The following is a 26,265-nucleotide window of genomic DNA, read 5'->3' as shown; positions in this document are numbered from 1 at the left end:
CTACGATCGACCCGACAGAGGGGGGCCACCATGACCGAACTCGCCGACTGGGAGACCGAGGGCGCCAAGGCCCGACCGACGACCCCGGACGATCGCAATCGAGTACCAGCACCGGCCGCCCTGCGCGCCACGACCTGGATCGGGGGGCTGCTGCTCATCGCGGCGGTGTTCGTGTTCGTGGGTGCGTCGTCCCTCGGCGTGCGCGAGGACGAGTCCGAGGTGCACTTCCTCACCCGGCTCGTCATCGTGGTCGTCATCGGGGTCGCCGTCGCCGTGGTCGGCGCGGTCGCCCTGCTGCTCCGGCTCGTCGCGGGAGCACTCGCCCGGCGGTGACCGGGTCAGCGCAGCTCGCGCCCGCCGCCCCACACCCGCTGCACCTCGAGCGCCGGGGACAGCGCCACGAGGTCGGCCGCGTACCCCGGCGCGAGCCGTCCCAGTCGGTCGCCGAGCCCCAGCGCCGCGGCCGGCACGCTCGTCAGGGCCGCGACGGCCTCGGGCAGCGTCCGTCCGGCGAGCGAGACCGCGTTCCGCAACGCCACGTCCTGCGTCAACGTCGACCCCGCGATGGTGTCGGTCCCGGCGACGTGCGCGACGCCGTCCGTCACGGTGACGTCGAGCGATCCCAGCCGGTACGAGCCGTCGGCAGCGCCCGCAGCACCCATGGCGTCGGTGATGAGCGCCACCCGGCCCGGAGCAGCGCGGAACAGGGTGTCCGCGACGACCGGGTGCACGTGCACGGCGTCGAGGATGAGCTCGAGCGTCACCCGGTCGTCGGCCACCGCGGCACCGATCGGCCCCGGCGCGCGGTGGTGCAGCCCCGGCATCGCGTTGAACGCGTGGGTCAGCAGCGTCGCACCGGCGTCGAACGCGGCACGGGCCTGGTCGTAGGTGCCGACGGTGTGGCCGACGGCGACGGTGACCCCGGCGGCGACGAACCGGCGGACGGCGTCGAGCGCGCCCGGCAGTTCCGGCGCGATGGTGACCTGGCGGATGACGCCCTCGCCGGCCTCGAGCAGTGCGTCGACCGCTGCGGGGGACGGGTCGATGAGGAACGACTCGTTGTGGGCGCCCTTGTTGTGCGGGGACAGGAACGGCCCCTCCAGGTGCGCACCGAGCACGAGTGGGTCGGTCGCCATCACGGAACGGATCCGCGCGAGCGAGTCCGCGAGGGCGGGGACCGGGTTCGCGACGAGGGACAGGACCGACCGGGTCGTGCCGTGCGCCCGGTGGACGGCCAGCGACTCGGCGAAGGAGTCGTCCTCGTACGACTCGGTCGCACCGCCGTGCCCGTGCAGGTCGGTGAACCCGGGCGTCAGGACCGCGTCGCCCAGGTCGACGACCTGGTCCGCCGCGGGGGCTTCGGGGCCGGAGCCGACCGCGTGCACCACGTCACCGGCGAGCAGGACCCAGCCGTCCGCCGTGGACCCGGCCGCGTCGACGACGCGGGATGCGCGCACCAGGGTGCGCTGGGCCTCCCGGCCGGCCTGGAGGCCCGTGACGGTCATGCGGTCTCCCTGCGGAACGCGATCACGCCGCTCAGGGCGGCGACCACGATGAAGACGAAGCCCACGACCGGGTGGCCGATGGAGATCCAGGTCGCGCCTGCGGCGATGACCAGGGCGACCTCGACGATCGTCTTGCCGACGATGTCGGTCTCGATCGGCGACGCCGGCGAGCGGAAGAAGTACCAGACGACGGCAGCGAACAGCGGGGCGCCGACCATGAACAGGTAGCCGGGCAGGGGGAGCTGCCACGACCAGTAGCCCCAGAACGCCAGGGAGAGCAGGCCGAACGTGCAGACCAGGACGCGGAGCACCCGCCAGACGTCGAACGGCCGTCGCTGCTTGCCGGCGGGTGCCGGGCCGGGGACTGCTTCCCAGTCGACGGGGGACTGCGGGGCGTTCGTCATGGTGCTGCCTACTTGAAGATGATGGTGCGGGCGCCGTCGAGCAGGACGCGGTCCTCGGCGATCCAGCGCACTGCCTGGGTGAGGGTGCGGGACTCTTCGTCCTGGCCGATGGAGACCAGCTCGGCGGGGTCCTTCGTGTGGTCCACGCGCACGACGTTCTGCTCGATGATCGGGCCCTCGTCGAGGTCGCTCGTGACGAAGTGGGCCGTCGCACCGATGAGCTTCACGCCGCGGGCGTGCGCCTGGCGGTAGGGGTTCGCGCCCTTGAAGCCGGGCAAGAACGAGTGGTGGATGTTGACCGCACGGCCCTCGAGCGCCGCGCAGAGCTCCGGCGACAGGATCTGCATGTAGCGGGCGAGCACGACGAGTTCGATGTCGTGCTCCTCGACGGCTTCGAGCACACGGCGCTCCATGGCCGCCTTGCTGTCCGCGTCGGTGACCGGACGGTGCTCGAACGGCACGGAGTAGAACGACGCGAGCTCGGACAGGTCCGGGTGGTTGGACAGCACGAGGGGGACCTCGATCGGCAGCTGCCCACCGCGCTGGCGGTAGAGCAGGTCGTTGAGGCAGTGCCCGGCCTTCGACACGAGGACGAGGCTGCGCAGCGGGCGACCGACGACGTCGAGCTGGACGCGGGCGTCGTACCGGGCGGCGACGGGGGCGAGGGCCGCCTCGAAGGTCGCACGGTCCACCGGAGCCATGACCTGCAGGCGCATGAAGAACGTGTTCGTGTCGACGCTCGAGAACTGCTGCGACTCGGTGATGTTGCCGTTGGCGGCGACGACCGCTCCGGAGACGGCGTGCACGATCCCGGGCTGGTCGTCACAGACGAGCGTCAGGGTCCAGTGCGTGGGGGTCGGGTCGGTCACCGGATCAGGGTACCGGGCGCGGCGAGCGCGGTGCTTCGTGCGCAGAAATGGTCGAGTGCCGTCACGCGACCCGACCATTTCTGCTCACGAAGCGGGCGTGGCGGCGGCGGCCGTGCGGAGGCGGCGGTCGGCCAGGGTCAGGACCGTCAGGAGCACCGCGACCCCGAGGATCACCCACGCCAGCACGTGCAGGTCCGGTGTGGTCGGGGCCTGGCCGAACACACCACCGATGAGCGACGAGGCCCCGATCGCCCCGATGTACACCGCCGTCCGGGACAGCCCGGCCGCGGTGCCGATGTACGACGCGGGCACGAGCCGGTACAGCGCCGCCTGGTTCGACACCGACGCCAGGGCCTGCGGGACGCCGAACAGCGCCGGCGCCAGCGCGAGCAGCACGACCGGCGACCCGGTGTGCAGGAAGAGCAGGAGCGCCCCGCCGACGATCGGCACGACGGCCGCGACGATCAGGGGCCCGCGGACGGCGGTCTTCCGGGCGACGACGAACGACGCGATCCCGGCCACGATCGCGGCCGGCAGCTGGATGTACCCGGCGACGTCGCTCGAGTACCCGGCGACGTCCTGCACCCACTGCGAGAACCCGTAGGTCATCGTGTACGCGAGCAGGTACGTCAGGAACAGCCGCACGTAGGTGCGGGACAGCGCGCCGTTCCGAGCGAGCATCCGGACGTCCACGAACGGTCGGACCGCGCGCAGCTCCCACAACACCAGGGCGACGAGCAGCACGATCGCCACCGCGAGCAGCCACCACAGGCCGGCGGACAGGTCGAGCAGGAACACGAGCAGCGCGGAGACGGTGCCCGTCATGAGCAGCATGCCGAACGGGTCGAGCGCCTGCAGGACGGGCAGGGCCTCGTCGTCACGCGGACGGAGCCGGTCGGACGGCAGCCACATCGATGCCACGACGATGCCGAACGCCGCCAGGGGCACGTTCACCAGGAAGATCGCGTGCCAGCCGAACGCGGCGATCAGCGCGCCGCCGAGCGGAGGCCCGGCCGCCGCGGACACGAGCGAGGTGATGGACAGCGCTCCGAGCACGAGCGGCGGGGTCGGCTTCCCGATCCGCGCCGAGTGCTGTCGGAGGGTGGTGAGGGCCGCCGGGTACGCCGACGAGGTGCCGATGCCGATGAGCACGCGGGCGAAAACCGCGCCGCCGAAGCCGGTCAGGAACTCGGGCACGACCCCGGCGACGCCGACGATCACGAGCCCCGTCAGGAACACCTTCTTCGGGCCGAAGCGGTCGGCGAGCTTCCCCATCGTCGGCTGCGCGATCGCACTCGCCAGGTACAAGGCGGCGACGAGCCAGATCGCCTGCGCCGCACCGATCCCCAGGTCGCGGGAGATCGGTGTGAGCGCGACGGACACCATCGTGGTGTTGATCGGGTTGAGCAGCGGCCCGACGAGCACCGGGATGAGGAGCTTCGGACCGAAGCCACTGCCGGTGCTGCCCGGGGCGACGACGGGGGTGGGAGTGGTCGAGGTGGACGTGGGAGTGCTTCTTCCGGGGTCAGCGTTCGGTGAGCGGGGCGAGGATCGCGATCGCTCGGGCGACGGTGTCGCGGTCGGCGTCGGGCAGCGCGGCGAGCCGGTCGGTCAGGACGCGGGTGCGGGTGGTCCAGGCGTCCTCGCGGGCACGGGCGCCCTGGTCGGTCGCGCGGACGAGCGCACGGCGGCCGTCGGCGGGGTCAGGACGTCGTCCGACGAGGCCGAGGTCCTCGAGCGCCTGGACGGTCGCGCCCATCGACTGCGGCCGGACGCCCTCGGCGCGGGCGAGCTCGGCGACCGTGCTCTCGCCGTACCGCAGCAGGCGGCCGAGCGCGGCGGTCTGGGACGCCGTGACCTCGTCGGCCTTGCCGGTCAGCAGCGTGCGACGGATCCGACCGTAGAGCGTCAGCAGGTCGCCGGCGAGCGCGGTCGGATCGGGTGATTCCATACCGGCACGGTACTACTTCGACAGTGCAACTTGCAAGGTGGCCTTGCGAGTCCCGGGTCCGCCGCTCCGGATCGGCTCAGTGCTCGAACACGATGCGGCGCTTCGTCACCACGAAGCCGGCCCGTTCGAACGCCCGGCGCATCGGGGTGTTCGCCGCGTCCGTCGTGCCGACCACCTTCGGCTCCACGGCCTCGGCGTGCACGCGCAGCCCCTCGGCGAGCAGGCCGTCGACCACACCGCGCCCACGGTGCTGCGGCAGCACGCCGATGAAACTGATCGCCGCGTCGTACGCCGTCCGCGTCGCCAGGACGAACCCGACCACCAGGCCGTCGGCGTCGAGCGCAATCCGCCAGCCGTCGCGCGACCCCGGCAGCGAGCGGTAGAACTCGAGATCGTCGGCGGCGGCGCCCCGCGGGCCGAGTTCGTCCACCGACGCCACGGTGTGGGCGTCGAGGCTCCCCACCGCGACGCGGGCGAACAGGTCCACGAACTCGTCGTCGTCACCCGACCGGAAGCGCAGCGAGGACGGCATCGGCACTCCGTGGTCCGGCGTCCACGCCACACTCACCCGCTCCGTCGAACGTCCGAGCCCCGCCGACCGGGCGGCCGCCGTGCGCCACGACACCGCGGCGACGGCCTCGGGGTCGTCGTGCCAGTCCACCGCGACGTCGACGATCCACTCCGGTCGCGCCCCGAACGCAGCGGTCCCCGCCGTGATCAACCCGGCGGCGATCGCCACCTGCTCGTCCTCGGGCACGTCCGGAGCCACCAGCAGGTCGTCGAGGGTCGACGGCACCTCGGCGTCCGCGCCACCCCACCAGAGCGCCCGTGCCACCGGACGGCCGTCGCGCTCGGCCAGCCACGACCACCCCGGCCGGTAGTTGTCCGTGCCGGACTCGGCGCGGTACCGGTCCGGACCGATCCACGCGACCGGTTCCGACGTCGAGAACGCGAGCAGGGCCTCCCGGTCGTCCTCGGTGGTCGCGCGGAAGGTGACCGTCACCGCGGGTCGGTCATCGTCGTGATCAGGTGCTCCTGCACGTAGCCGAGCCAGTCGTAGACGTCGCGCAGGCCGACGCCCGCGTCGGCCTCGACCGAACGCTCCTCGTCGTCGGCGTCGACGATCCCGAGGCGGTCGGCGATCGTCAGCCGCAGGTCGGTCAGCGTGCGGAGCCAGGCCTGCTCGTCCTCCGGGTCGAGGGCGCCGTCGCGGGTCCCCGTCAGCCAGTCGTGCACGGTCGTCGCGTTCGAGGTCTTCTGCGCCAGCAGGTCGGACTGCGTGTACTTCCGGAACTCCGCGCTGGCGTCGTCGTCGTCCGGGTAGGCGTCCGGGAACATCCGTGTCGCCACCGGGTCCGCTGTCAGGTCGCCGTCGAGCACCTGGCGCAGCTGCTCGGTCAGGGACGTCAGCAGCCCGCGCTCGCCGGAGGACATGCCGAGGTGGACGCCGTCGGCCCGGCGGACGAAGGGGATCACGCTTCGGGGGCCTTGTCGACGGTCGCCTGCAGGCCGTAGCCGTGCATCGACTGGACGTGGGCCTCCATCGCCTCGCGCGGACCCGTCGCCACGATGGCCCGACCCTCCGTGTCCACCTGGTGCATGAGCCGCTCCGCCTGCGCGCGACCGAAGCCGAAGTGCCGCTGGAAGACGTACGTGACGTACGACATCAGGTTCACCGGGTCGTCCCACACGACGGTGACCCACGGGGTGTCCGCGCGCGCACTGGTGCGTTCGTCCGGGGTGGTCCGTTCGTCCACGTCGGGCGAGGTCAGCGTCATGCATCCAGGGTGACACAGGGCGGGCGGCTCGGTACGATCGTCACGTCGCGACTGGCGTTGGATGGGTCACCATCGGGGAGCGACACCTGACACGGTGCGCGGCCGTACGCCTGGGCTGCACCGACCGATCGTCCGTGCGCGACCCACCGGTCGTCGCCAACCCACGTAGGAGAACCGTGTCCATCACCGATCTGCCCGCCGTCGACGGCTCCGTCGACACCGACCGCGCAGCCTTCAACGCCCCGCTCACCGAGGTCGACCCCGAGATCGCCGCCGTCCTGCAGCAGGAGCTCGGCCGTCAGCGCGACACCCTCGAGATGATCGCGTCCGAGAACTTCGTGCCGCGCGCCGTGCTCGAGTCCCAGGGCTCCGTCCTCACCAACAAGTACGCCGAGGGCTACCCCGGCAAGCGCTACTACGGCGGCTGCGAGTACGTCGACGTCGCCGAGCAGCTCGCCATCGACCGTGCCAAGGCGCTCTTCGGTGCTGCCTACGCGAACGTCCAGCCGCACTCGGGCGCCACGGCCAACGCCGCGGTCCTGCACGCCATCGCCAGCGCCGGCGACACCATCCTCGGCCTCGAGCTCGCGCACGGCGGTCACCTGACCCACGGCATGAAGCTCAACTTCTCCGGCCGCATCTACAACGCCGTCGCGTACGGCGTCGACCCCGAGACGTTCGAGGTCGACTACGACGACATCCGCGCCAAGGCCATCGAGCACCAGCCGAAGGTCCTCATCGCCGGCTGGTCCGCCTACCCGCGCCAGCTCGACTTCGCGAAGTTCCGCGAGATCGCGGACGAGGTCGGCGCCAAGCTCTGGGTCGACATGGCGCACTTCGCCGGCCTCGTCGCCGCCGGTCTGCACCCGTCCCCGGTCCCGCACGCCCACGTCGTCTCGTCGACCGTGCACAAGACCCTCGGCGGCCCCCGCTCGGGCATCATCCTGTCCAACGACGAGACCCTGTTCAAGAAGCTGAACTCCGCGGTCTTCCCGGGCCAGCAGGGCGGCCCGCTCATGCACGTGATCGCCGCCAAGGCCACCGCGTTCCTGCTCGCCGGCACCCCCGAGTTCAAGGCCCGCCAGGAGCGCACCATCCGCGGTGCCCGCTTGCTCGCGGATCGGCTCACGCAGCCGGACGCCCGCGCGGCCGGCGTCGACGTCCTCACCGGTGGCACCGACGTCCACCTGGTGCTCGTCGACCTGCGCACCTCCGAGGTCGACGGCAAGCAGGCCGAAGACCTGCTGCACGAGGTCGGCATCACCGTGAACCGCAACTCCGTGCCGTTCGACCCGCGTCCGCCGATGGTCACCTCGGGTGTCCGCATCGGCACGTCGGCGCTCGCCACGCGTGGCTTCGGCGACGCCGAGTTCACCGAGGTCGCGGACATCATCGCGCTGACCCTCATGCCGAACCCGGACATCGCAGCGCTCTCGGCCCGGGTGAAGACCCTGACCGACGCGTTCCCCCTCTACGCGTGAGCGACGCCCTGACCCCCCTGCCCGTCGAGCGATGGGCGGGGGAGGGCTCGGCGGTCCGCATCGACGGCACCGCCCTCGCTGCCCGGACCCTCGACGAACTGCGGGTCCGCATCGATCGGTTGCACGAGCACGGCATCCGTCCGGGGCTCGGCACGATCCTGGTCGGGGAGAACCCGGGTTCCCTGTCCTACGTCGCGGGCAAGCACCGCGACTCGGCGCAGATCGGGCTCGACTCGCACCGCATCGACCTGCCGGCGACGGCATCCGCCGCAGACATCCGAGCCGCGATCCTGCAGATGAACGACGACCCCCGGGTCACTGCGTTCATCGTGCAGCTGCCGCTGCCGGAGGGCATCGACCCGACGCCGATGCTCGAGCTGATGGACCCGTCGAAGGACGCCGACGGCCTGCACCCGACGAACCTCGGTGAGCTCGTGCTCGCCCTGCCCGGTGGTGCCGGCACCATCGACGCGCCCCTGCCCTGCACCCCGCGGGGCATCGTCGCGATGCTCGAGGCGTACGACATCTCGATCCGGGGCGCGCACGTCACGATCATCGGGCAGGGCCTGACGGTCGGCCGGCCGCTCGGTCTGCTGCTCACCCGCCTCGAGGCCACCGCCACCCTGACCCACTCCCTGACGGCGGACGTCGCCGCGGAGTGCCGTCGCGCCGACATCGTCATCGCGGCGGCCGGGGTCGCCGGGCTCGTCAAGCCGGACTGGATCCAGCCCGGCGCGGCCGTGATCGACGTCGGCATCACCCGCGTGGTGAACGACGAGACCGGGAAGGCCAAGCTGCACGGCGACGTCGACCCCGCCGTCGCGTCCGTCGCTGGGTTCATGTCGCCGGTGCCCGGCGGCGTCGGCCCGATGACCCGCGCGATGCTCATGAAGAACGTGGTCGAGGCTGCGGAGCGCCACCTGAAGTAGCGCGCGCGGCGTTCGGTGCCGCTGGCGCGCGTCCGTTCGTGCCGCGGTCCGTGCCGCGAAAGCGACAGATTCCCGTGAACAGTTCGCGGGAATCTGTCGCTCTGGCGGGATGGTCGTGTCCACGGGCGGCCAGGAGGCACGGCTCGCCCCCGCCCCGCGCGTTCGGGGGACGGGTGCGGAGCCGGCCCCAGTGCTACGGTCGCCGCATGGGGGAGAACGTCCAGACCGCGCCCGTGATGGCGGCCACCGGCAGGAAGCTGCGTCCGCGTGCGTGGGGACTCGTACTCGTCGGGATCGTCGCACTGGTGCTGTCCCCGAACCTGGTGCTCTGGAGCACGTCGACGGGCTACGGCGGGGTCGACGCCGACGACAACTGGATCGACAACGGCGGCAAGGTCCTGGAGACCGCGCCCATCACGGTGCAGGTCGAAGCGCACGTCGCACCGGCCGCACTCGCACTGCTGCTGCTCGTGGTCGTCGTCGGGATCGTCCTGCCGCCGATGCTCGAACGGTACGGGCACCGCACTCTCGGCGACATCGTGCGGTACTCGGCGTACCTGGCGGTCCCGGTGTGCATCGTCGTCGGCGTGCTGGTCTACACGGTGTGGCAGGGCCACGTCGTGATGGACCAGCTCCAGCACGAGGTGCTGCACCCGCACGGGTTCCCGTGGGGCGGCGTCACCGTCACCACGGGACACATGACCCGCTGACGCACGGCCTCGCGCTGGATTGCGCCGAAGTTTTGCGGTCAGCGACACCTCACGGGCCGTGCGCCGCGTGACGTGTCGGTGAGCGCGAAACTCCGCCGGTCAGGTTCAGTCGCGGCGGGCGCCCTGCGCGGCGTGCACCGTGAAGACGTTCGGCTCGCGGTACCCGGTGGCTGCGAACGCGGCGGTGACGGCCTCGGTGATCGCACCACGCGATTCCTGGTCGACCAGCGCGATCGCCGCACCACCGAACCCACCACCGGTCATCCGCGCACCGACGGCGCCGTGCTCGACGGCGGTCGCGACGGCCAGGTCGAGCTCCGGCACGGAGATCTCGAAGTCGTCGCGCATCGACTCGTGCGACGCGACGAGCAGCGAGCCGATCGCCCGCGGGCCCTGTTCGCGCAGCGTCCGGACGGTGTCGAGGACTCGTTGGTCCTCGGTCACGACGTGGCGCACGCGGCGGAAGGTCTCGTCGTCGAGCAGCTCCTGCGCACGGGGCAGGTCATCGACGCTCAGGTCACGCAGGGCCTCGACACCGAGCACCTGCGCACCCTTCTCGCACGAGGCCCGACGAGCTGCGTACCCACCGGTGGCGTGGGCGTGCTCGACCCGGGTGTCGATGACCAGGACCTCGAGCCCGTTGGCCTCGAGCGCCAGGTCGACCACGGCGGTGTCGAGCGTGCGGCAGTCCAGGAACACGACGGCGTCCTGCTCGCCGAGCAGTGACGCGGACTGGTCCATGATGCCCGTCGGTGCGCCGACGGCGTGGTTCTCGGAGTACTGCCCCACGCGGGCGAGGGTCTTGCGGTCGAGCCCGAGCTCCCACAGGTCGTTGAAGGCGAGCGCGACGCCGCACTCGATCGCGGCGCTGGACGACAGGCCGGCCCCGACGGGGACGTCGGACTCGATGAAGACGTCGAACCCGGTCTTGTCCGACAGGTCCGCGCCGGCCTGCTCGCGGAGTGCCCAAGCGATGCCGAAGACGTACGCCGACCATCCGGTCATGTTCGACGGGTCGAGGTCGTCGAGCGACAGCTCGAGCACGGTGCCGGCGTCGAACGCGGACGAGACGCGCAGCAGACGGTCCGGCCGCGGGGCGATCGACGCGGTGGTGCGCCGGTCGATCGCGAACGGCAGGACGTACCCGTCGTTGTAGTCGGTGTGCTCGCCGATCAGGTTGACCCGGCCGGGGGCGGAGTACCGCACCGCCGGCTCGTACCCGTAGACCTGCTGGAACGTCATGCTCGCTCGATTCCCTGTCGGATGAACTCGGCTGCCTTCTCGGGCACGAGGTCCCCGATCCAGGCGCCCATGGCGGCTTCACTGCCGGCCAGGAACTTCAACTTGTCCGCCGCCCGACGCGGCGACGTGATCTGCAGCATGAGCCGCACGGTGTCCCGCCCGACGTGCACCGGCGCCTGGTGCCACGCGGCGATGTACGGGGTCGGGTCGCCGTAGAGTTCGTCGATACCCCGCGTCAAGCGCAGGTGCATGTGGGCCAGTTCGTCCTTCTCGGCCTCGGTCAGGCCGGCGAAGTCGGGGACGTGGCGGTGCGGCAGCATGTGGATCTCGATGGGCCAGCGTGCGGCGAACGGCACGAAGGCCGTGAAGTGCTCGCCCTGCAGGACGACCCGGTCCGAGGCCCGCTCGTTCGCCAGGTGCTGTTCGAACAGGTCCGGTCCGAAGCGCTCGATGGAGTCGAGCAGACGCTGCGTGCGGGGCGTGACGTACGGGTACGAGTAGATCTGCCCGTGCGGGTGGTGCAGCGTGACGCCGATCGCTTCGCCGCGGTTCTCGAACGGGAACACCTGCTGGATGCCGGGCATGGCGGAGAGCGCGGCGGTGCGGTCCGCCCAGGCCTCGACCACGGTGCGGGCACGCGACTCGGAGATCGACGCGAAGGACCCCTCGGTCGCGGGCGAGAAGCACACGACCTCGCACCGGCCGACGCTGCGGAGCTGCCGGTTCAGGCCGACGTCGGACAAGGACTGGAGCGAGGACGGAGCGTCATCGGCCTCGAGCAGCGGACCGAACGACGGTGACCGGTTCTCGAACACGGCGACGTCGTAGGTGCTCGGGATCTCGGACGGGTTCTGCGGTGTCTGCGGCGCGAGCGGGTCCTGGTCGGCCGGCGGCAGGAACGCACGGTTCTGCCGGCTCGCGGCGATGGAGACCCACTCGCCGGTCAGGACGTCCTGGCGCATCCGCGCGGTCTCGGGCCGAGGGTCGAGCGCACGCTCGTCGATGGCACGCTCAGCGGGCAGGGTGCTGTCCGCATCGTCGAAGTAGAACAGGTCGCGGCCGTCCGCGAGCTTCGTCACGCGCTTGGTGATCACCGGAACAGCCTAGCGCCGATCCGAAGCGTTGCGAAAGACTTCGGAAGCAAGCGAAACTAGAGCCGTGACCGACGACGACCTCTCCTTCCTGGCCGGATCGCTGCCCGCGCCGCTGCGGCAGGACCGCATCGTCTCCATCGTCGAGGGCGCGCCCGGCATGGTCCGGACCGCCGCGCTGGCCGCGTCGCTCGGCACGAGTGAGGTGACGGTCCGGCAGGACCTCGCGGTCCTCGACCAGGAGGCCCGGATCCGCCGGGTGCACGGCGGAGCGGTCCGCCTCGGGGCCGGGTCCACCGAGCGCCCCTTCGAGGAGACCGCCGTCGAGCACCAGGTGGCCAAGGCCGCCATCGGCCGCGCGGCCGCAGCGCTCGTGCGGTCCGGCGAGTGCGTCGTGCTCGACGTCGGCACCACCCCGGCAGCGGTCGCCGAGGCGCTCGTCGCCCGCACGGAGCTGTCCGACCTCACCGTCGTCACGAACTCGCTGACGACCGCGCTGGCCCTCGAGCGCGCCGTGCCGCGGTTCACGGTGATCGTCACGGGCGGCACCCTCCGACCGCTCCAACACTCGCTCGTCGCACCGTTCAACAACACCCTGTTGCCGGTGATCGCCGCTGACGTCGTGTTCCTCGGTGGCACCGGTGTCGACGTCGCGCACGGTCTGACCAACGTCAACCTGCCCGAGACCGAGGCCAAGCGGGTGCTCGCGGCCACGGCTCGGCGTACCGTCGTCGTCGCGGACGGGTCGAAGTTCGGCCGGGCCCACATCGGGGTCGTCCGCGCGCTCGAGGACATCGACGTCGTCGTCACCGCCGAGGCCGAAGCCGACGCGGTCGCCACGATCCGGGCGGCCGGCGTCGAGGTCGTCGTCGCGGACGGCGAGGACACAGCCGGAAGGAACCACACCCCATGACCGCAGCACCCACCGGTGGCCAGTACCGCCTGCACCACGCCGGACCGGACGGCGTCGTCGAGGCCGTCGTGACCGAGGTCGCCGCCGGCATCCGAGAACTCCGCGTCGCCGGCTTCGACCTGACCGAGCCGTTCCCCGTCACCGAGCAGCCGCCCGGCGCCAACGGCATCGTGCTCGTACCGTGGCCGAACCGCGTCGCCGGCGGGGTCTGGGAACTCGACGGCAAGCGGCAGCAGCTGGACGTCTCGGAGCCGAAGTACGGCAACGCGTCGCACGGCCTGCTCCGCTTCGCGCCGTACCGTGTGGTGTCGCAGACCGAGACGGGCATCGTGCAGGAAGCCACGATCCACCCGCAACACGGCTGGCCGTTCACCCTCGAGACCCGCGTGCACCACGAGCTCGTCGACGACGGCATCCGGGTGACGCACGAGATCACGAACCGTTCCGGGGCCCGCGCACCCTTCGCCGTGGGGGCGCACCCGTACCTGCGCGCCGGCGACACCCCGGCCGACGACCTCGTCGTCACGCTCGACGCCGCCACCGCCTTCACCGTCGACGAGCAGAAGGTGCCGAACGGGTCCGTGTCGGTGGAGGGCACTTCGTTCGACCTGCGACGGGGACTGCGCGCCGGTGACGCGGATCTCGACACCGCGTACTCCGACATCACCCCGGATGCCGACGGGGTCCGTCACACGACGCTGCACGGCCCCGAGGGCGACGGCGTGCAGCTCTGGCAGGACGCGTCGTTCCCGTACGTGCAGGTGTTCACCTCTCGGGAGTACCCCCGCGGCGACGGGAAGGGTCTGGCCGTGGCGGTCGAGCCGATGACCGCTCCGGCCAACGCCCTGAACTCCGGCGAGGGCCTGCGGTGGCTCGAGCCCGACGAGACCTGGACGGGCACCTGGGGCATCCGCCGCGTCTGGTCCTGATCGCCTTCGTGCACTGAGAAGGCCCCGCCGGATGTCCGGCGGGGCCTGCTGCGTTCGTCGCGGGGAGCTGCTGGTCAGCCGCGGCGCATGCGGAGTGCCTCGACCGCGAGTGATTCGCTGGCGTAGCGCCCGACCTCGTGCGCCCAGGCCGGGTCGTCCCCGCGCAGGGCGATGAAGTCCTTGCGCTGTCGGCACACGTAGCCGAGCACCGCGGTGGCCGTCGCGACCTCGATGAAGTCCTTGCGGATGTGCCGGGTCGTGACCTGCGCGTTGCGACGGAGCGTGTCGAGCAGGAGCTCGTTGCTCATCGTCGTGTTGGTCGCTGCGGCGAGCTCGACGATGCGGCGCGCGTCCCCGGTGCTGCTGGTCTGCGTGGCTTCGATGGGCTCGATCACGGTGTACCCCGTTCGTTCGTGGTGGTGCGGTGCTGCAGGATCCGATGATCGGATCCGGGAACGACACTATCGGCGGCAACCCAACACTCGGCTGTGCGCGGGCTGATGTGTGCAGGGGATCTGCCATGAGCCAGCTGGGGACGACTTGTACCCCGAACCCGAACCCGAACCCGAGATCAGGCGCAGCGTTCGTCGTCGGAGGCAGCGAGCGCGTCGAGGGAGTCCGAGACCCGGTCCGCCAGGTACTGGTAGCCGGCGTCGTTGAGGTGTCCGCCGTCGATCGCCGCGTAGCCCGGGCTGTTCGCCGCGGTGAACCACTGCCCGGCGAGCGCGTCGATGTACGGCACGCCCGCTGCTGCCGCCCCCGCGGAGACCGAGGCGGCGACCCCGACGGTCGACTTCGCCCACGGCAGCGGCGCCGACGGTCCGAGCGCGACGATGACGGCGTCCGGCCAGGTCTGCTCGGCGTCGCGGAGGGTCTTCTCGACGCGGGCCTGCAGGACCGACGCGTCGACGAGCCAGTCGTTCTGGCTGCCCTGCACGATGACGAGTTCGGGATCGACGGTCGCGGCGTGCCGTTCGAGGCGGGGGCCGAACGTGTAGTGCGAGGACCCGGTGCGGCCGGTGTCGACGTAGCCCGTCCCCGGGTAGCCGTCGATCGTGGCCTTCCAGTCCCGGTCGGCCGCGAGGTCCTGCGCCCACCCGTCGATGCCGCTGGTCGAGCCGCGGCCGGAGGTGTACGAGTCGCCGACGATCAACACGTGCGAGCCGGGGGCGATCGCGTCGGAGACCTCGGCGGACGAGACGCTCGACGACGTCGTGACGGGCTGGCAGGCACTCGACACGGTCGGGAGGATGACGAGCAGCCCGCTCACGCCGAGAGCCATAGCTCCGAGCGCGATGCCGGGGAGGAGTCGTCGTGCCATCCGCCACATCTTAGACAACGCAGTCCGGACGGCCGCCGAAGGGAGGGGTGTGTGGGCCCCGTGGGGCTCGAACCCACGACCCTCGGATTAAAAGTCCGGTGCTCTACCAACTGAGCTAGAGGCCCTCACCCGCAAGGCTAGCGGGTGAGGGCCTCTGGGAAGAACCTGGTGTCGATGGTCAGCCGCGACGCCCGGTGAGCGTCCGCAGCAGCCACAGGACGACGGCCACGATGAGCAGCACGATGCCGACCCACAGCAGGAACTTGAGGCTCGCGGTGAAGCCACCGACGAACAGCAGGATGACCGCGATGACGGCCAGGATGATGAGCAACGGGTTCATGGGGGAGTCCTCTCCTTCACGTTCGGGAGGAGCGCCTCCCGACGAGACACCGTACCCGCGGCGCTGCCGTTGCGTTCTGGGCGAACGGAGGGCGGGCGTGTCACCGGCCGTGCCTACACTGACGCGGTGCCTCGCGATCACCACCGTCCTGTCCACTTCACCGATGCCGAGTTCGCCGCGATCCAGGGCGGCGAGGACCCCGCCGTCGTGAACCGTGTCGCGCACGAGACCGCGAACGCGCTGCTGCACCGGGTGCGTCAGGACCCGGACCCCGCTGTGGTGGAGCGGCTCGTGACCTATACCGACGTGCACGGCATCGACGCGATCGCCGAACTCTGGGCGCGGGTGGGTGCGCACACCCTGCCGGGTGCCCTGTGGCGGGTGTACCTCGTCCGCACGGTGATCCGGCAGAACCCGGAGGAGATCGCGTACTTCTTCCAGCGCGGCACCGAGCGCATCGGCACGATCGACCAGGCCGTCGCGGGGGCGGAGCAGCCGACCGGTCCTGCCGAGATCCTCACCCTGGCGGACCGCATCCTGCACGGGCTGTACACGGGCGACTTCGCCGTGGCGCTCGACCGTGGGGCGGCGTTCTGCCGGCTGACCGCGGCCGGTGCGACTGCGGTGGCGGACGAGTCCGACCTGACCTCGACCGGCCGCGCGAGCGAGCTGACGCGGCGGGCGCTCCGTCTCACGGAGCTGGCGGCCGACCTGACCGAGGCGGCGGCGCTCTGGCGTCGCGAGAGCCTGGACTAGCGAGCGAACGCGCCGGACCCGCACCGGGCCTCCCGGCTGGCTGCGCATGGTGAGCAGAAGATGTCGGGTCGCATCGATGCAAGCGACCATTTCTGCTCACGAAGCGAGACGGGACGAAGCAAGACGAGACGGAACGCCGCAGGGCAGAGAAAGACCGGGCCGCAGAAGCGCCTCTCGGCGCGAGGCCGCTCGAAGCGGCGAATTTTGGAGCCCGGGGCTTGCTGCGGCCCGGCGAGACCAACTCTACGACGCGTCGGCTGAGTCCGCTGCCCTGTTCACTCTCGGTGGACAGATCCGGACCCGGGCGTGCCCGGCAGACTGCCCGGACGCGGCGTCCCGACAACTTCTCGGCATCCGATCCAATCCACCACGGGCACCGCGCCGAATCATCAGCGTGACGGACTTGATGACCGTCACGAACGCGAGAGGCCCGGCGTGACCCGGACCGGTATCCGCCGGTCAATTCCCTGTGGGTCACGCTGGCCTCTCGTCTCGACCGCACGACGCGGCGGCTTCGTCCTACCCGGGGCGCGACCGCAGCACAGCACCACCGCAGCACAGCACCACCAGCACCACCGCATCACGCAGCACCCCTGACAGAACGGCCACAACCGGTCGCCGAAGCACCCGAGAGGAGGGAAACCTGCAATGCTTGCCCTCGTGGATAGCGACACCGAACGCTGGAGCTCGTCAGAGCCAGCCCAGGCATCGCCGGACGACCTCTTGGCGCGGGTTGCCTCCGGTGACCAAGCCGCCTTCGCGGACCTCTACGACGCCCTCTCCGGCCGGGTCCTCGGACTCGTGACGCGGCTCCTCCGGGACCGCGCCCAGTCCGAAGAGGTCACGCAAGAGGTCTTCCTCGAAGTCTGGCAACAGGCCACCCGGTTCGACCGGAAGCGCGGGACGGCCTCCAGCTGGGTCCTGACCATGGCGCACCGCCGAGCGGTGGACCGGGTCCGGGCGTCGCAGGCCTCGCACGACCGGGACACGAAGATCGGTATCCGCGACCTCGAGTCCGGGTTCGACCAGGTCTCCGAGTCGGTCGAGATCCGCATCGAACACGAACGTGTCGGCAGGGCCCTGGCCAAGCTGACCGAGTTCCAGCGGCAGGCCGTGCAGCTCGCGTACTACGGAGGCTTCTCGCACAGCGAGATGGCCGAACAACTCGGTGTCCCCATCGGCACCGTCAAGACCCGTCTCCGTGACGGGATGATCCGACTCCGAGACGAGATGGGGGTGACCTCATGACCGAACGACACGACGACCCCGCCCTGCTGACGGGTTCCTACGCACTCGACGCGCTGTCCGACGATGAGCGCATGCTCCTCGAGGACGTCCTCACGACGTCGCCCGAACTCCAGGCCGAGGCCGACTCGCTGCGCGAGACCGCGCTGCAGCTGGCCTTCGCCGCCGCCCCGATCGAGCCGCCGACATCGCTCCGCGCGTCGCTGCTGGCCCAGATCGCGACGACCCCGCAGGCTGCACCACTCACCGAGACGGCTCCTGCCGTCGACACGACCTCCGTCCAGGAGGCCCGTCCCGAGCCCGCCAGGCACGTCGCCTCGATCGCTGACGGCTCCACCACCGGTGGCCGGGCGACCTCCGAGGCTCGCCGCCGCTGGTTCCAGCGTCCGGCAGTGATGCTGACGGCCGCCGCTGCCGTCGCCGCGGTCTTCTTCGGGGGACTCGGGTTCGGATCGGTCTTCGACCCGAACGGCTCCGGACCGGGGACCGGCACCACGCAGGCCTCGAGTGGTCTCGACCGCATCTACGCCGCGTCGGACTTCCAGCGCAGCACCACCAAGGTCGAGGGCGGCGGCACGGCCACGGTCGTGTGGTCGAGCGACCTCGGCAAGTCCGCGGTGATCCTCGACGGTGTCGCCCAGGCGCCGAAGGGCAAGACGTACGAGCTCTGGTACATCGGCTCCCAGAACGAGGGCGGCACGATCAAGTCGGCCGGCCTGGTCGACGGTGTCGCGGACGGCGTGCACTCGGCCGTGCTCAAGGGCTCGATGTCCGACGGTGCGACGATCGGCATGACGGTCGAGCCGGCCGGTGGTTCGGAGCAGCCGACCACGACGCCGATCATGGCGGTCCCGACCACCTCGGCCTGACCCTCCCCGGAAGGTGCTCACGCGATCGATGCGTGGGCACCTTTCGTCGTTCCACGAGGCGATCGACGCGTGCATCGTCGGAATATGCGCACGCACCGTCTGCGTGCGCATCGAGCGACGAACCACGAGACGATCGACGCGTGGATCGTCGGAACATGCGCACGCACGCACCCCGCACGGCCCCCGCACCCAGCGCAACCACGAAGGCCCGGTGCGCGTCCGTGGCGGACGTGCATCGGGCCTCCCGGTCGTCCGTCAGGCCGACGGACGGACGGCGATCAACCGAAGCGACCCGAGACGTAGTCCTCGGTGGCCTGGACGGACGGGTTCGAGAACATCGTGGCGGTGTCGTCGAACTCGATGAGCTTGCCCGGCGCACCGGTGCCGGCGATGTTGAAGAACGCCGTCTTGTCGCTGACGCGCGACGCCTGCTGCATGTTGTGCGTGACGATGACGATCGTGAACTCCTTCTTGAGCTCGCCGATCAGGTCCTCGATGGCCAGGGTGGAGATCGGGTCGAGCGCCGAGCAGGGCTCGTCCATCAGCAGCACGTCGGGCTGCACCGCGATGGCGCGGGCGATGCAGAGACGCTGCTGCTGCCCACCGGACAGGCCCATGCCGGGCTTGTCGAGGCGGTCCTTGACCTCGTTCCACAGGTTCGCACCCTGCAGGGAGCGCTCGACGATGTCGTCGGCCTCGGACTTCGAGACGCGCTTGTTGTTGAGCTTCACGCCCGCGAGCACGTTGTCCTTGATGGACATCGTCGGGAACGGGTTCGGACGCTGGAAGACCATGCCGACCTGGCGACGCACGAGCACCGGGTCGACCCCGGGGCCGTACAGGTCGTCGCCGTCGATCTTGACCGAGCCCTCGACCCATGCGCCGGGGATGACCTCGTGCATGCGGTTCAGGGTGCGGAGGAAGGTGGACTTGCCGCAGCCGGACGGGCCGATGAAGGCGGTGACGGTGCGGGGCTCGATGGTGATGTCGACACCCTCGACCGCCTTGAACTTCGAGTAGTAGACGTTGAGGCCGTCGACCTCGATGCGCTTGGACACGTTGATCCTTCTGGTGGGTGGGGAAGTGGGTTCGCTAGCGCGAGAGCTTGGGGGCGAAGAGTCGGGTGACGAACCGGGCGAGCAGGTTGAGCGCCATCACGATGAGGATGAGCACCAGCGCGGCGGTCCAGGCACGGTCGACGAACGGCTGCGGGTTGGCGCCCTGCTGCGAGTACTGCGTGTACGCGTACACCGGCAGGGTCATCATCGGGTCCTTGAACAGGTCGTAGTTCATGCTCGCGGTGAACCCGGCGGTGACGAGCAGCGGAGCCGTCTCGCCGATGACGCGGGCGATGGAGAGCATGACGCCGGTGGTGATGCCGGCGAGCGACGTGGGGAGGACGACCTTGAGGATCGTGAGGTACTTCGGCACCCCGAGGGCGTAGGACGCTTCGCGGAGCTCCATCGGCACGATCTTCAGCACCTCTTCGGTGGAGCGCACGACGATCGGGATCATCAGCACCGACAGGGCGACCGAGCCGACCAGGCCGAAGCGGGCACCAGGGCCGAGGAACAGCGCGAACAGCGAGTAGGCGAACAGCCCGGCGACGATCGAGGGGATGCCCGTCATGACGTCGACGAAGAACGTGATGCCCTTCGCCAGTGCGCCGCGGCCGTACTCGACCAGGTAGATCGAGGTGAGCAGCCCGATCGGCACCGAGATGAGCGCCGCGAACAGGGTGATCTCGAGCGTGCCGACCAACGCGTGGATCGCGCCGCCGCCCTCGGAGATCACGCCGCGCATCGAGTACGAGAAGAAGTTCGCGTCGAAGCGGGCCAGGCCGTCGGCGATCACGGTCCAGAGCAGCGACACCAGCGGCAGGACCGCGATGACGAAGGCGGTGATGACGAGCGACGTGACCAGTCGGTTGACGGCCTGACGACCGCCCTCGACGATGCGCGAGACGACCACGATCAGGACGTCGAACAGGACGGTGCCGAGGAACAGGGCGGCGACGACGTTGAAGTCCTTGACCGAGCCGCCGGCGTTGAGCAGGGCGAACACGGCCACCAGGGCGACCCAGCTGCCGACCAGCAGCAGCCACGGCACCGAGCGGTGCAGCTTGCCGTTGGCGTAGACGTTGCCGGCGGTGCCGGTCTGACGGAGCGCGAGGGACATCGGGTGCGACCTCTCAGCTGACCCGCGTGCGGACGATGTACCGCGCGAGCATGTTGATGACCAGGGTGATGACGAACAGGATCAGGCCCGTCGCGATCAGGGCGTTCAGGGCGGTCCCCGATGCCTCGGCGAACTGCAGCGCGATGTTCGCGGCGATCGTCGAGGGGTTCTGCGAGGTCAGCATCTGGAAGGTGACGTTCGTCGAGACCGACAGCACCAGGGCGATCGCCATCGTCTCGCCCAGGGCACGTCCGAGCCCGAGCATGATCGCGGAGACGATGCCGGACTTCGCGAACGGCAGCACGGACAGGCGGATCATCTCCCAGCGCGTCGCACCGAGGGCCAGGGCGGCCTCCTCGTTGAGCGTGGGCGCCTGCAGGAAGATCTCGCGCATGACGGCCGTCATGATCGGGATCGCCATCACGGCGAGGACGATCGATGCGGTCAGGATGGTGCGGCCGGTGCCGGACACCTGGCCGGAGAAGAGCGGGAACCAGCCGAGGTACTCGTTCAGGAAGCCGTAGAACGGCTTCACGAACGGCGCCAGCACCACGATGCCCCAGAGGCCGTAGACGACCGACGGGACCGCGGCGAGCAGGTCGATGACGTAGCCGAGCACCGGCGCGAGGCGTCGCGGTGCGTAGTGCGAGATGAACAGGGCGATCCCGAGGGCGAGCGGGACCGAGATCACGAGCGCGATGAGCGCGGACCAGACGGTGCCGAACACCAGGGGACCGACGTAGTCCCAGAAGTTCGTGGCGTTGTTCGGCAGGTCGCCGACCTTGGCGGCGAACGCCGGGATGCTCTGCCAGACGAGGAACGCCGCGACGAGCACGAGCACGAAGAGGATGAGGCCGCCGGCGATCACCGAAGCGGCGGAGAACACCCGGTCACCGACGCGGACGACGGCCTTCGGCTTGGTCGGGGTGACGGTGGCCCCTGGCTGGGCCGGTGCGGTCGTCATGGGACTCCTGTCGGAGGAACGCCGGGGGAGGCGACGGGTTCGGGTGGTGGAGCGTGGAGCGTGGAACGGGGTGCTGGTCGGACGGGCGCTGGCGGTGGAGCCGGGCTGCTCGCGTCGCGACGAGCAAGGGCCCGGACGCCGGTCAGGTGGGTGGGACCGGCGTCCGGGCGCTTGGGGGTCTTACTTGATCGAGTCGACCGCGGCAGCGGCCTTCTCGGCCAGGTCGGAAGACAGGGCGGCCGACTTGGCCTCCTTCGCCGCGGCGTCCTGGGCGTCGCCGGTGACGACGTAGTTCAGGAAGCCCTTGACCAGGTCGGCCTTGTCCGAGTCCTTGTACTCCTGGCACGCGATGGCGTAGGAGACGAGGACGAGCGGCCAGGCGCCGTCAGCGGTGTCCTTGCGGTCGATGTCGATCGCGAGGTCGTTGTCCTCGCGGCCGGTGGCGACCTTCGAGTCGGCGACGACCTGCGCGGCGCCGTCGGCCGAGATCTCGGTGGCCTTGTCGCCGACCATCAGCTTCGCCTTGTCGAGGTCACCCGCGCCGGAGTCGTCGATGTAGGTGATCGCGTTGGAGGCGCTGCCCATGGCGGAGGCGACACCGGAGGTGCCCTTCGCGCTGTCACCGACCGAGTACGGGAAGGTCTGGCTCGGCTCTTCGGTCCAGACGTCGCCGGCGTTCGCGGAGACGTACTCCGAGAAGTTCTGCGTGGTGCCCGAGTCGTCGGAGCGGTGCACGACCGTGATGTTCGCGTCCGGCAGGTCGACGCCGTCGTTCAGGTCGGCGATCTGCGAGTCGTTCCACTTGGTGATCTTGCCCGAGAAGATGCCCGCGATGGTCTTCGCGTCGAGGGTCAGGTCGCTGACGCCGTCGACCTTGTAGGCGATCGCGATCGGGGAGATGTAGACCGGGATGTCGATGGCCTTGGTGTCGGCCTTGCACAGGTCGAAGGAGCCCGAGAGCTCCTCGTCGTTCAGTGCTGCGTCGGAGCCGGCGAAGTCCGCGGCGCCCGAGATGAAGTTCTTGCGGCCGGCGCCCGAGCCGTCGGGCGAGTAGTTCACCGTGACGCCCTTGGCGACGTCCTGGAAACCGGCGGCCCAGGTGGCCTGCGCGGTCTGCTGGGCGGACGAGCCGGAGCCGGTCAGGGTGCCGGTGAGGCTCGAGGAGCCGGTGTTGCTCGAGGAGGACTCGGTGCTGCCCGCGTCCTCGTTCGCCGCGCACGAGGAGAGCACGACTGCGCCGGCGATCGCGATTGCTGCGATCGAACCGATTCGCTTGATGTTCACAGGGGTCCCTTCGGGGATGGGGTGCAGTGGGACCACTGCGGTCCCTGGGCCGGTGCCGACCCGGGAGCGACTGTAGGGACGCGAGGTGACGGGGATCACGCGCGTTGGTAAACGGAAGGTGAACGAGGGGTTGTGCCGACCGGGAGGCGCGGATCGCGTTCCGGGCGCGGCGGACGCCCGGTCCGTGGCCGGGTGCAGGGCGTGCGGTCGCTACGCCGGGATCGTGTTGCGGTGCGTCTCGACGGCGACGAGGGTCTCGCCGGCGATGTGCATCACCGAGAAGTCGCCGACCGAGAGCATCGCGGCGCGGCGGAGGTCGAACCGGCCGGAGTCGTCGGCGGTCGCGGTGGCGATCCGGGCGATGATGTCCGGCAGCACCGGCCCGTGCGAGCACAGCACCGCGGTCTTGCCCTTGTCGAGCCGGCGGCGGACGATGCCCTTGACGTCGGCGGCGCCGCGGTCGTGGGCGTCCTGGCTGATGTCGGGGGTGCTCGAGACGCCGAGCTTCGTGGTGGCGGACAGCGGTTCGACGGTGGCGAGGCACCGGGCCGCCGTGCTGCTCACGATCTTCTTCGGGCCGAACGCGGCGACGGGCGACGCGGCGGCCTTGGCCTGGGAACGACCGACGGGCAGGAGTGGACGGGTGGCGTCCGGGCCGTTCCAGTCGGAGCCGGGCACGGTCTTCGCGTGTCGCAGCGCGATCAGGGCGAACGTGCGGTGGTGGCCCGCGGCGGCGCGCTCGGCGAACCGGTCGAGGATCGCCACGTCGCGCTCGTACGTCAGACGGTTGCGGGCGTCGTCGATCGTGACCCACTCGAGAGCGGCGACCTCGTGGTTCGGGGTGAAGTCACCCGCGCGGGCGTACTCCTTCGACGAGACGCGGGCGGCCCAGTAGTGCACGACCTTGTCGCGGCCGTTCGGCAGCACGTACTCCGCAGTGCCGAGCGGGGCGCCGAGGTGCACGCGGTACCCGGTCTCCTCGTCGATCTCGCGCACGGCGGTCGTCGGGACGGCCTCGCCCGGGTCGACCTTGCCCTTGGGTAGGGAGACGTCCTTGTGGTGGTCGCGGTGGATGAGCAGCACGAGGGGCGTGCCGTCCTGTTCGCGCCAGACGACTGCGCCGGCGGCGAGGACGGGGCCCGAGGGACCGCCGCTCACCGAGTGGAGCGCTTCCGAGCCGAGATCTTCCGCATCGTCACATTCTGCACGTCTTCGAGCGGGCGACCGTCATCGTCGGTCGAGTGCCGCGTCCACTCACCGTCGGACTCGAGGTGCCACGAGCTCGCGGTGTCGGCCATCGCCAGGTCGAACATCGCGAGCACCTCGTCGATGTGGTCCGGAGCCGTCAGCCGGACGAGGGCCTCGACGCGGCGGTCGAGGTTGCGGTGCATCATGTCGGCGCTGCCGATGAACACCGCCGGGTCGCCGTCGTTGTGGAACGCGAACGCACGGGAGTGCTCGAGGTACCGCCCGACGATGCTCCGCACCCGGATGGTGTCGCTCACGCCCTCCATCCCCGGCTTGAGGGAGCAGATGCCGCGCACCCAGACGTCCACCGGCACGCCGGCCTGGCTGGCCAGGTACAGGGCGTCGATGATCTGCTCGTCGACCATCGAGTTGACCTTGATCCGGATGCCGGACGGCTTGCCGGCACGCGCGTTGTCGGACTCGGTCTGGATCCGCTTGAGCAGCCCCTTGCGCAGGTGCAACGGCGCGACCAGCAGCCGCTTGAACTTCTTCTCGATCGCGTAGCCGGACAGCTCGTTGAACAGGCGCGTCAGGTCCTTGCCCACGGTGTCGTCGGCGGTGAACAGGCCCATGTCCTCGTAGATGCGCGAGGTCTTCGGGTTGTAGTTGCCCGTGCCGATGTGGCTGTAGTGCTTGAGCGTGCCGCCCTCTTGCCGGATGACGAGCACGAGCTTCGAGTGCGTCTTCAGCCCGACCAGGCCGTAGACGACGTGCACGCCGGCCTTCTCGAGCTTGCGGGCCCACGTGATGTTGTTCTGCTCGTCGAAGCGCGCCTTGATCTCGACGAGCGCCAGGACCTGCTTGCCCGCGGCGGCCGCGTCGATCAGGGCCTCGACGATGGGGCTGTCACCCGAGGTGCGGTACAGCGTCTGCTTGATCGCGAGCACGTGCGGGTCGGCCGCGGCCTGCTCGAGGAACGCCTGCACGCTCGTCGCGAAGGACTCGTACGGGTGGTGCACGAGGACGTCGTTCGCCTTGATCGCACGGAACAGGTCGGGCTTCGTGTTCGGCTCACCGGGCTGGAACTGCACCGGGGTCGTCGGCACGTGCTTCGGGTAGTGCAGGTCCGGGCGGTTGATCTTCGAGAGCTCGAACAGGCCACCGAGGTCGAGCGGCGACGGCAGTCGGAAGACCTCCTGCTCGGTGATGTCGAGTTCGCGCACGAGCAGGTCGAGGGTCACCGGGTCCATGTCCTCGGTGATCTCGAGACGGATCGGCGGACCGAACCGGCGACGCAGCAGCTCGCGCTCGAGGGCCTGGATGAGGTTCTCGGCCTCGTCCTCCTCGATCTCGACGTCCTCGTTGCGGGTGACCCGGAACACGTGGTGCTCGAGCACCTCCATCCCCGGGAACAGGTCGTCGAGGTGGTTCGCGATGAGGTCTTCGAGGGGGATGAAGCGCATCCGGCCGGAGTTGTCGTCCGGCAGCTTGATGAAGCGGGAGAAGTTCTGCGGCACCTTGAGGCGCGCGAACTCCTGGCGCTGCGACTTCGGGTTGCGGACCCGGACGGCCAGGTTGAGCGAGAGCCCGGAGATGTAGGGGAACGGGTGCGCCGGGTCGACCGCCAGGGGCATGAGCACCGGGAAGATCTGCTCGTTGAAGTACTCGCGCATCCGGAGCCGGTCGGCCTCGTCCAGGTCGGACCAGTGCTCGACGTGGATGCCGGCGGCGTCGAGGTCGGGCTTGAGCGACCCGATGAACGCCTGGGCGTGCCGGTCCTGCAGCTCGTGCGCCTTCTTCGCGATGTCGCGCAGGACGTCGCTCGGGGCGCGGCCGACGTTCGTCGGCACGGCGATGCCGGTGTCGATGCGGCGCTTCAGGCCCGCGACCCGGACCATGAAGAACTCGTCGAGGTTGGACGCGAAGATCGCCAGGAAGTTCGCCCGCTCGAGCAGGGGCTGCGTGCGGTCCTCGCCCAGCTCGAGCACGCGCTGGTTGAAGCGGAGCCAGCTCAGCTCGCGGTCGAAGTAGCGGTCCGACGGCAGCGACTCGTGCTCGATCTCGACGACCTCGTCGAAGTCGTCGAGGTCGGGTGCGACGGATTCGCCGTCGAGCTGCGGTTCGGTGTCCATGTCAACATCCTGCCACCCGGGCGCCACGGCCGGAGGGGCTCCGGTGGACGCTGTGGAAACCCGCGGTGAACGGACTGTTTGTGGAGGAACGATCACGATATACGAACGGTGACATCTGCGCCGGATTGTGGGTATGGTGGGTCCCGTCAGAGCCTCCGGGGGGATTCCACTGCGCGGGGGTGCAGC

Annotated in this window: 28 protein-coding genes, 1 tRNA gene and 1 riboswitch; of the genes, 9 read left to right on the top strand and 20 right to left on the bottom strand. The window is 70.4% G+C overall.

The features are described 5' to 3' along the window. Window positions 1–30 precede the first annotated feature (30 nt). Window positions 31–333, top strand: a complete 303-nt coding sequence (locus tag EDF28_RS01070; RefSeq protein WP_123936892.1) for a hypothetical protein — start codon at window positions 31–33, stop codon at window positions 331–333. 5 nt (window positions 334–338) lie between these two features. On the opposite strand, the gene nagA is transcribed toward EDF28_RS01070, so the two are convergent. From nagA to clpS, 8 genes are all read right to left on the bottom strand, one after another. After that, a complete protein-coding gene (gene nagA, locus EDF28_RS01065) occupies window positions 339–1,505 on the bottom strand; it encodes an N-acetylglucosamine-6-phosphate deacetylase (RefSeq protein ID WP_123936891.1) in 1,167 nt (388 codons plus the stop codon). Next, window positions 1,502–1,909, bottom strand: a complete 408-nt coding sequence (locus EDF28_RS01060) for a YrdB family protein (RefSeq protein WP_123936890.1) — start codon at window positions 1,907–1,909, stop codon at window positions 1,502–1,504. The genes nagA and EDF28_RS01060 overlap by 4 nt, the downstream gene beginning before the upstream one ends. 8 nt (window positions 1,910–1,917) lie before the next feature. Beyond that, on the bottom strand, window positions 1,918–2,823 hold the full coding sequence (gene purU / locus EDF28_RS01055) for a formyltetrahydrofolate deformylase (protein WP_260096799.1): 906 nt from the start codon (window positions 2,821–2,823) through the stop codon (window positions 1,918–1,920). A gap of 39 nt (window positions 2,824–2,862) precedes the next feature. Beyond that, window positions 2,863–4,203, bottom strand: a complete 1,341-nt coding sequence (locus tag EDF28_RS01050; RefSeq protein ID WP_123936889.1) for an MFS transporter — start codon at window positions 4,201–4,203, stop codon at window positions 2,863–2,865. A 100-nt stretch (window positions 4,204–4,303) separates the two neighbouring features. After that, the gene (locus EDF28_RS01045) at window positions 4,304–4,729 is read right to left on the bottom strand and encodes a MarR family winged helix-turn-helix transcriptional regulator (protein WP_123936888.1); all 426 of its coding nucleotides are present in this window, start codon (window positions 4,727–4,729) and stop codon (window positions 4,304–4,306) included. 76 nt (window positions 4,730–4,805) lie between these two features. After that, on the bottom strand, window positions 4,806–5,732 hold the full coding sequence (locus tag EDF28_RS01040; RefSeq protein ID WP_123936887.1) for an N-acetyltransferase: 927 nt from the start codon (window positions 5,730–5,732) through the stop codon (window positions 4,806–4,808). Continuing rightward, the gene (locus tag EDF28_RS01035) at window positions 5,729–6,205 is read right to left on the bottom strand and encodes a DUF2017 family protein (RefSeq protein ID WP_123936886.1); all 477 of its coding nucleotides are present in this window, start codon (window positions 6,203–6,205) and stop codon (window positions 5,729–5,731) included. Before EDF28_RS01035 ends, EDF28_RS01040 begins: the two co-directional genes overlap by 4 nt. Further along, window positions 6,202–6,507 (bottom strand): ATP-dependent Clp protease adapter ClpS, encoded by a 306-nt coding sequence (clpS, locus tag EDF28_RS01030; RefSeq protein ID WP_185003162.1) that lies wholly within the window; start codon window positions 6,505–6,507, stop codon window positions 6,202–6,204. The genes EDF28_RS01035 and clpS overlap by 4 nt, the downstream gene beginning before the upstream one ends. Window positions 6,508–6,544: 37 nt before the next feature. Beyond that, a riboswitch (ZMP/ZTP riboswitch) is annotated at window positions 6,545–6,630 on the top strand. A gap of 53 nt (window positions 6,631–6,683) precedes the next feature. Between clpS and glyA the strand changes: the two genes are divergently transcribed. The 3 genes from glyA (at window position 6,684) to EDF28_RS01015 (ending at window position 9,627) form a co-directional block, all read left to right on the top strand. Continuing rightward, the gene (glyA, locus tag EDF28_RS01025) at window positions 6,684–7,988 is read left to right on the top strand and encodes a serine hydroxymethyltransferase (RefSeq protein ID WP_333925078.1); all 1,305 of its coding nucleotides are present in this window, start codon (window positions 6,684–6,686) and stop codon (window positions 7,986–7,988) included. 17 nt (window positions 7,989–8,005) lie between these two features. Then, complete coding sequence (locus tag EDF28_RS01020) at window positions 8,006–8,917, top strand: tetrahydrofolate dehydrogenase/cyclohydrolase catalytic domain-containing protein (protein ID WP_123937598.1); 912 nt, start codon at window positions 8,006–8,008, stop codon at window positions 8,915–8,917. Window positions 8,918–9,123: 206 nt separating this feature from the next. Next, window positions 9,124–9,627: a hypothetical protein gene (locus tag EDF28_RS01015; RefSeq protein ID WP_123936885.1), complete on the top strand. Its 504-nt coding sequence runs from the start codon at window positions 9,124–9,126 to the stop codon at window positions 9,625–9,627. Window positions 9,628–9,732: 105 nt separating this feature from the next. Here the strand turns inward: EDF28_RS01015 and galK are convergent, their stop codons facing one another. Both galK and galT read right to left on the bottom strand, forming a co-directional pair. Further along, window positions 9,733–10,869 carry a galactokinase gene (galK, locus tag EDF28_RS01010; RefSeq protein ID WP_123936884.1) on the bottom strand — a complete coding sequence of 379 codons (1,137 nt, stop codon included), beginning with the start codon at window positions 10,867–10,869 and terminating at the stop codon, window positions 9,733–9,735. After that, window positions 10,866–11,963, bottom strand: a complete 1,098-nt coding sequence (gene galT, locus EDF28_RS01005) for a galactose-1-phosphate uridylyltransferase (RefSeq protein WP_123340927.1) — start codon at window positions 11,961–11,963, stop codon at window positions 10,866–10,868. The genes galK and galT overlap by 4 nt, the downstream gene beginning before the upstream one ends. Before the next feature lie 64 nt (window positions 11,964–12,027). On the opposite strand from galT, the gene EDF28_RS01000 reads away from it, so the two are divergent. Together EDF28_RS01000 and EDF28_RS00995 are read left to right on the top strand one after the other, a co-directional pair. Then, window positions 12,028–12,873: a DeoR/GlpR family DNA-binding transcription regulator gene (locus EDF28_RS01000; RefSeq protein WP_173168871.1), complete on the top strand. Its 846-nt coding sequence runs from the start codon at window positions 12,028–12,030 to the stop codon at window positions 12,871–12,873. Beyond that, entirely contained in the window at window positions 12,870–13,802 is a 933-nt protein-coding gene (locus EDF28_RS00995; RefSeq protein ID WP_123936883.1) for an aldose 1-epimerase family protein, read from the top strand. Before EDF28_RS01000 ends, EDF28_RS00995 begins: the two co-directional genes overlap by 4 nt. A 74-nt stretch (window positions 13,803–13,876) precedes the next feature. On the opposite strand, the gene EDF28_RS00990 is transcribed toward EDF28_RS00995, so the two are convergent. The 4 genes from EDF28_RS00990 to EDF28_RS19045 all read right to left on the bottom strand — a co-directional run bounded on the left by EDF28_RS00990 (window position 13,877) and on the right by EDF28_RS19045 (window position 15,463). Next, window positions 13,877–14,197 carry a hypothetical protein gene (locus EDF28_RS00990; protein WP_111085292.1) on the bottom strand — a complete coding sequence of 107 codons (321 nt, stop codon included), beginning with the start codon at window positions 14,195–14,197 and terminating at the stop codon, window positions 13,877–13,879. 176 nt (window positions 14,198–14,373) lie between these two features. After that, complete coding sequence (locus tag EDF28_RS00985; RefSeq protein WP_165901129.1) at window positions 14,374–15,123, bottom strand: SGNH/GDSL hydrolase family protein; 750 nt, start codon at window positions 15,121–15,123, stop codon at window positions 14,374–14,376. A gap of 52 nt (window positions 15,124–15,175) precedes the next feature. After that, a tRNA-Lys gene (locus tag EDF28_RS00980) sits at window positions 15,176–15,248 on the bottom strand. A gap of 53 nt (window positions 15,249–15,301) precedes the next feature. After that, entirely contained in the window at window positions 15,302–15,463 is a 162-nt protein-coding gene (locus EDF28_RS19045) for a DUF2207 domain-containing protein (protein ID WP_146249745.1), read from the bottom strand. Window positions 15,464–15,589: 126 nt separating this feature from the next. Here EDF28_RS19045 and EDF28_RS00975 point away from each other — a divergent pair, with 126 nt between their 5' ends. From EDF28_RS00975 to EDF28_RS00965, 3 genes are all read left to right on the top strand, one after another. Further along, a complete protein-coding gene (locus tag EDF28_RS00975; protein WP_123936881.1) occupies window positions 15,590–16,219 on the top strand; it encodes a DNA-directed RNA polymerase subunit beta in 630 nt (209 codons plus the stop codon). A gap of 648 nt (window positions 16,220–16,867) precedes the next feature. Beyond that, the gene (gene sigK / locus EDF28_RS00970; protein WP_123340923.1) at window positions 16,868–17,467 is read left to right on the top strand and encodes an ECF RNA polymerase sigma factor SigK; all 600 of its coding nucleotides are present in this window, start codon (window positions 16,868–16,870) and stop codon (window positions 17,465–17,467) included. Further along, window positions 17,464–18,333 (top strand): anti-sigma factor domain-containing protein, encoded by an 870-nt coding sequence (locus EDF28_RS00965; RefSeq protein WP_123936880.1) that lies wholly within the window; start codon window positions 17,464–17,466, stop codon window positions 18,331–18,333. The genes sigK and EDF28_RS00965 overlap by 4 nt, the downstream gene beginning before the upstream one ends. 278 nt (window positions 18,334–18,611) lie before the next feature. Here the strand turns inward: EDF28_RS00965 and pstB are convergent, their stop codons facing one another. From pstB to EDF28_RS00935, 6 genes are all read right to left on the bottom strand, one after another. Then, on the bottom strand, window positions 18,612–19,391 hold the full coding sequence (pstB, locus tag EDF28_RS00960) for a phosphate ABC transporter ATP-binding protein PstB (RefSeq protein ID WP_123293274.1): 780 nt from the start codon (window positions 19,389–19,391) through the stop codon (window positions 18,612–18,614). A 34-nt stretch (window positions 19,392–19,425) separates the two neighbouring features. Beyond that, on the bottom strand, window positions 19,426–20,511 hold the full coding sequence (gene pstA, locus EDF28_RS00955; protein WP_123936879.1) for a phosphate ABC transporter permease PstA: 1,086 nt from the start codon (window positions 20,509–20,511) through the stop codon (window positions 19,426–19,428). Window positions 20,512–20,524: 13 nt separating this feature from the next. Further along, the gene (pstC, locus tag EDF28_RS00950; RefSeq protein ID WP_123936878.1) at window positions 20,525–21,475 is read right to left on the bottom strand and encodes a phosphate ABC transporter permease subunit PstC; all 951 of its coding nucleotides are present in this window, start codon (window positions 21,473–21,475) and stop codon (window positions 20,525–20,527) included. A 180-nt stretch (window positions 21,476–21,655) separates the two neighbouring features. Beyond that, on the bottom strand, window positions 21,656–22,759 hold the full coding sequence (gene pstS / locus EDF28_RS00945) for a phosphate ABC transporter substrate-binding protein PstS (protein WP_123936877.1): 1,104 nt from the start codon (window positions 22,757–22,759) through the stop codon (window positions 21,656–21,658). 210 nt (window positions 22,760–22,969) lie between these two features. Then, window positions 22,970–23,917 (bottom strand): NUDIX domain-containing protein, encoded by a 948-nt coding sequence (locus tag EDF28_RS00940; RefSeq protein ID WP_123293276.1) that lies wholly within the window; start codon window positions 23,915–23,917, stop codon window positions 22,970–22,972. Beyond that, window positions 23,914–26,079 carry an RNA degradosome polyphosphate kinase gene (locus EDF28_RS00935; RefSeq protein ID WP_123293277.1) on the bottom strand — a complete coding sequence of 722 codons (2,166 nt, stop codon included), beginning with the start codon at window positions 26,077–26,079 and terminating at the stop codon, window positions 23,914–23,916. Before EDF28_RS00935 ends, EDF28_RS00940 begins: the two co-directional genes overlap by 4 nt. Window positions 26,080–26,265: the final 186 nt, after the last annotated feature.

Source organism: Curtobacterium sp. PhB137, from assembly GCF_003814955.1.
GTDB lineage: Bacteria > Actinomycetota > Actinomycetes > Actinomycetales > Microbacteriaceae > Curtobacterium.
This window is presented reverse-complemented; position numbering and strand designations above follow the sequence as displayed.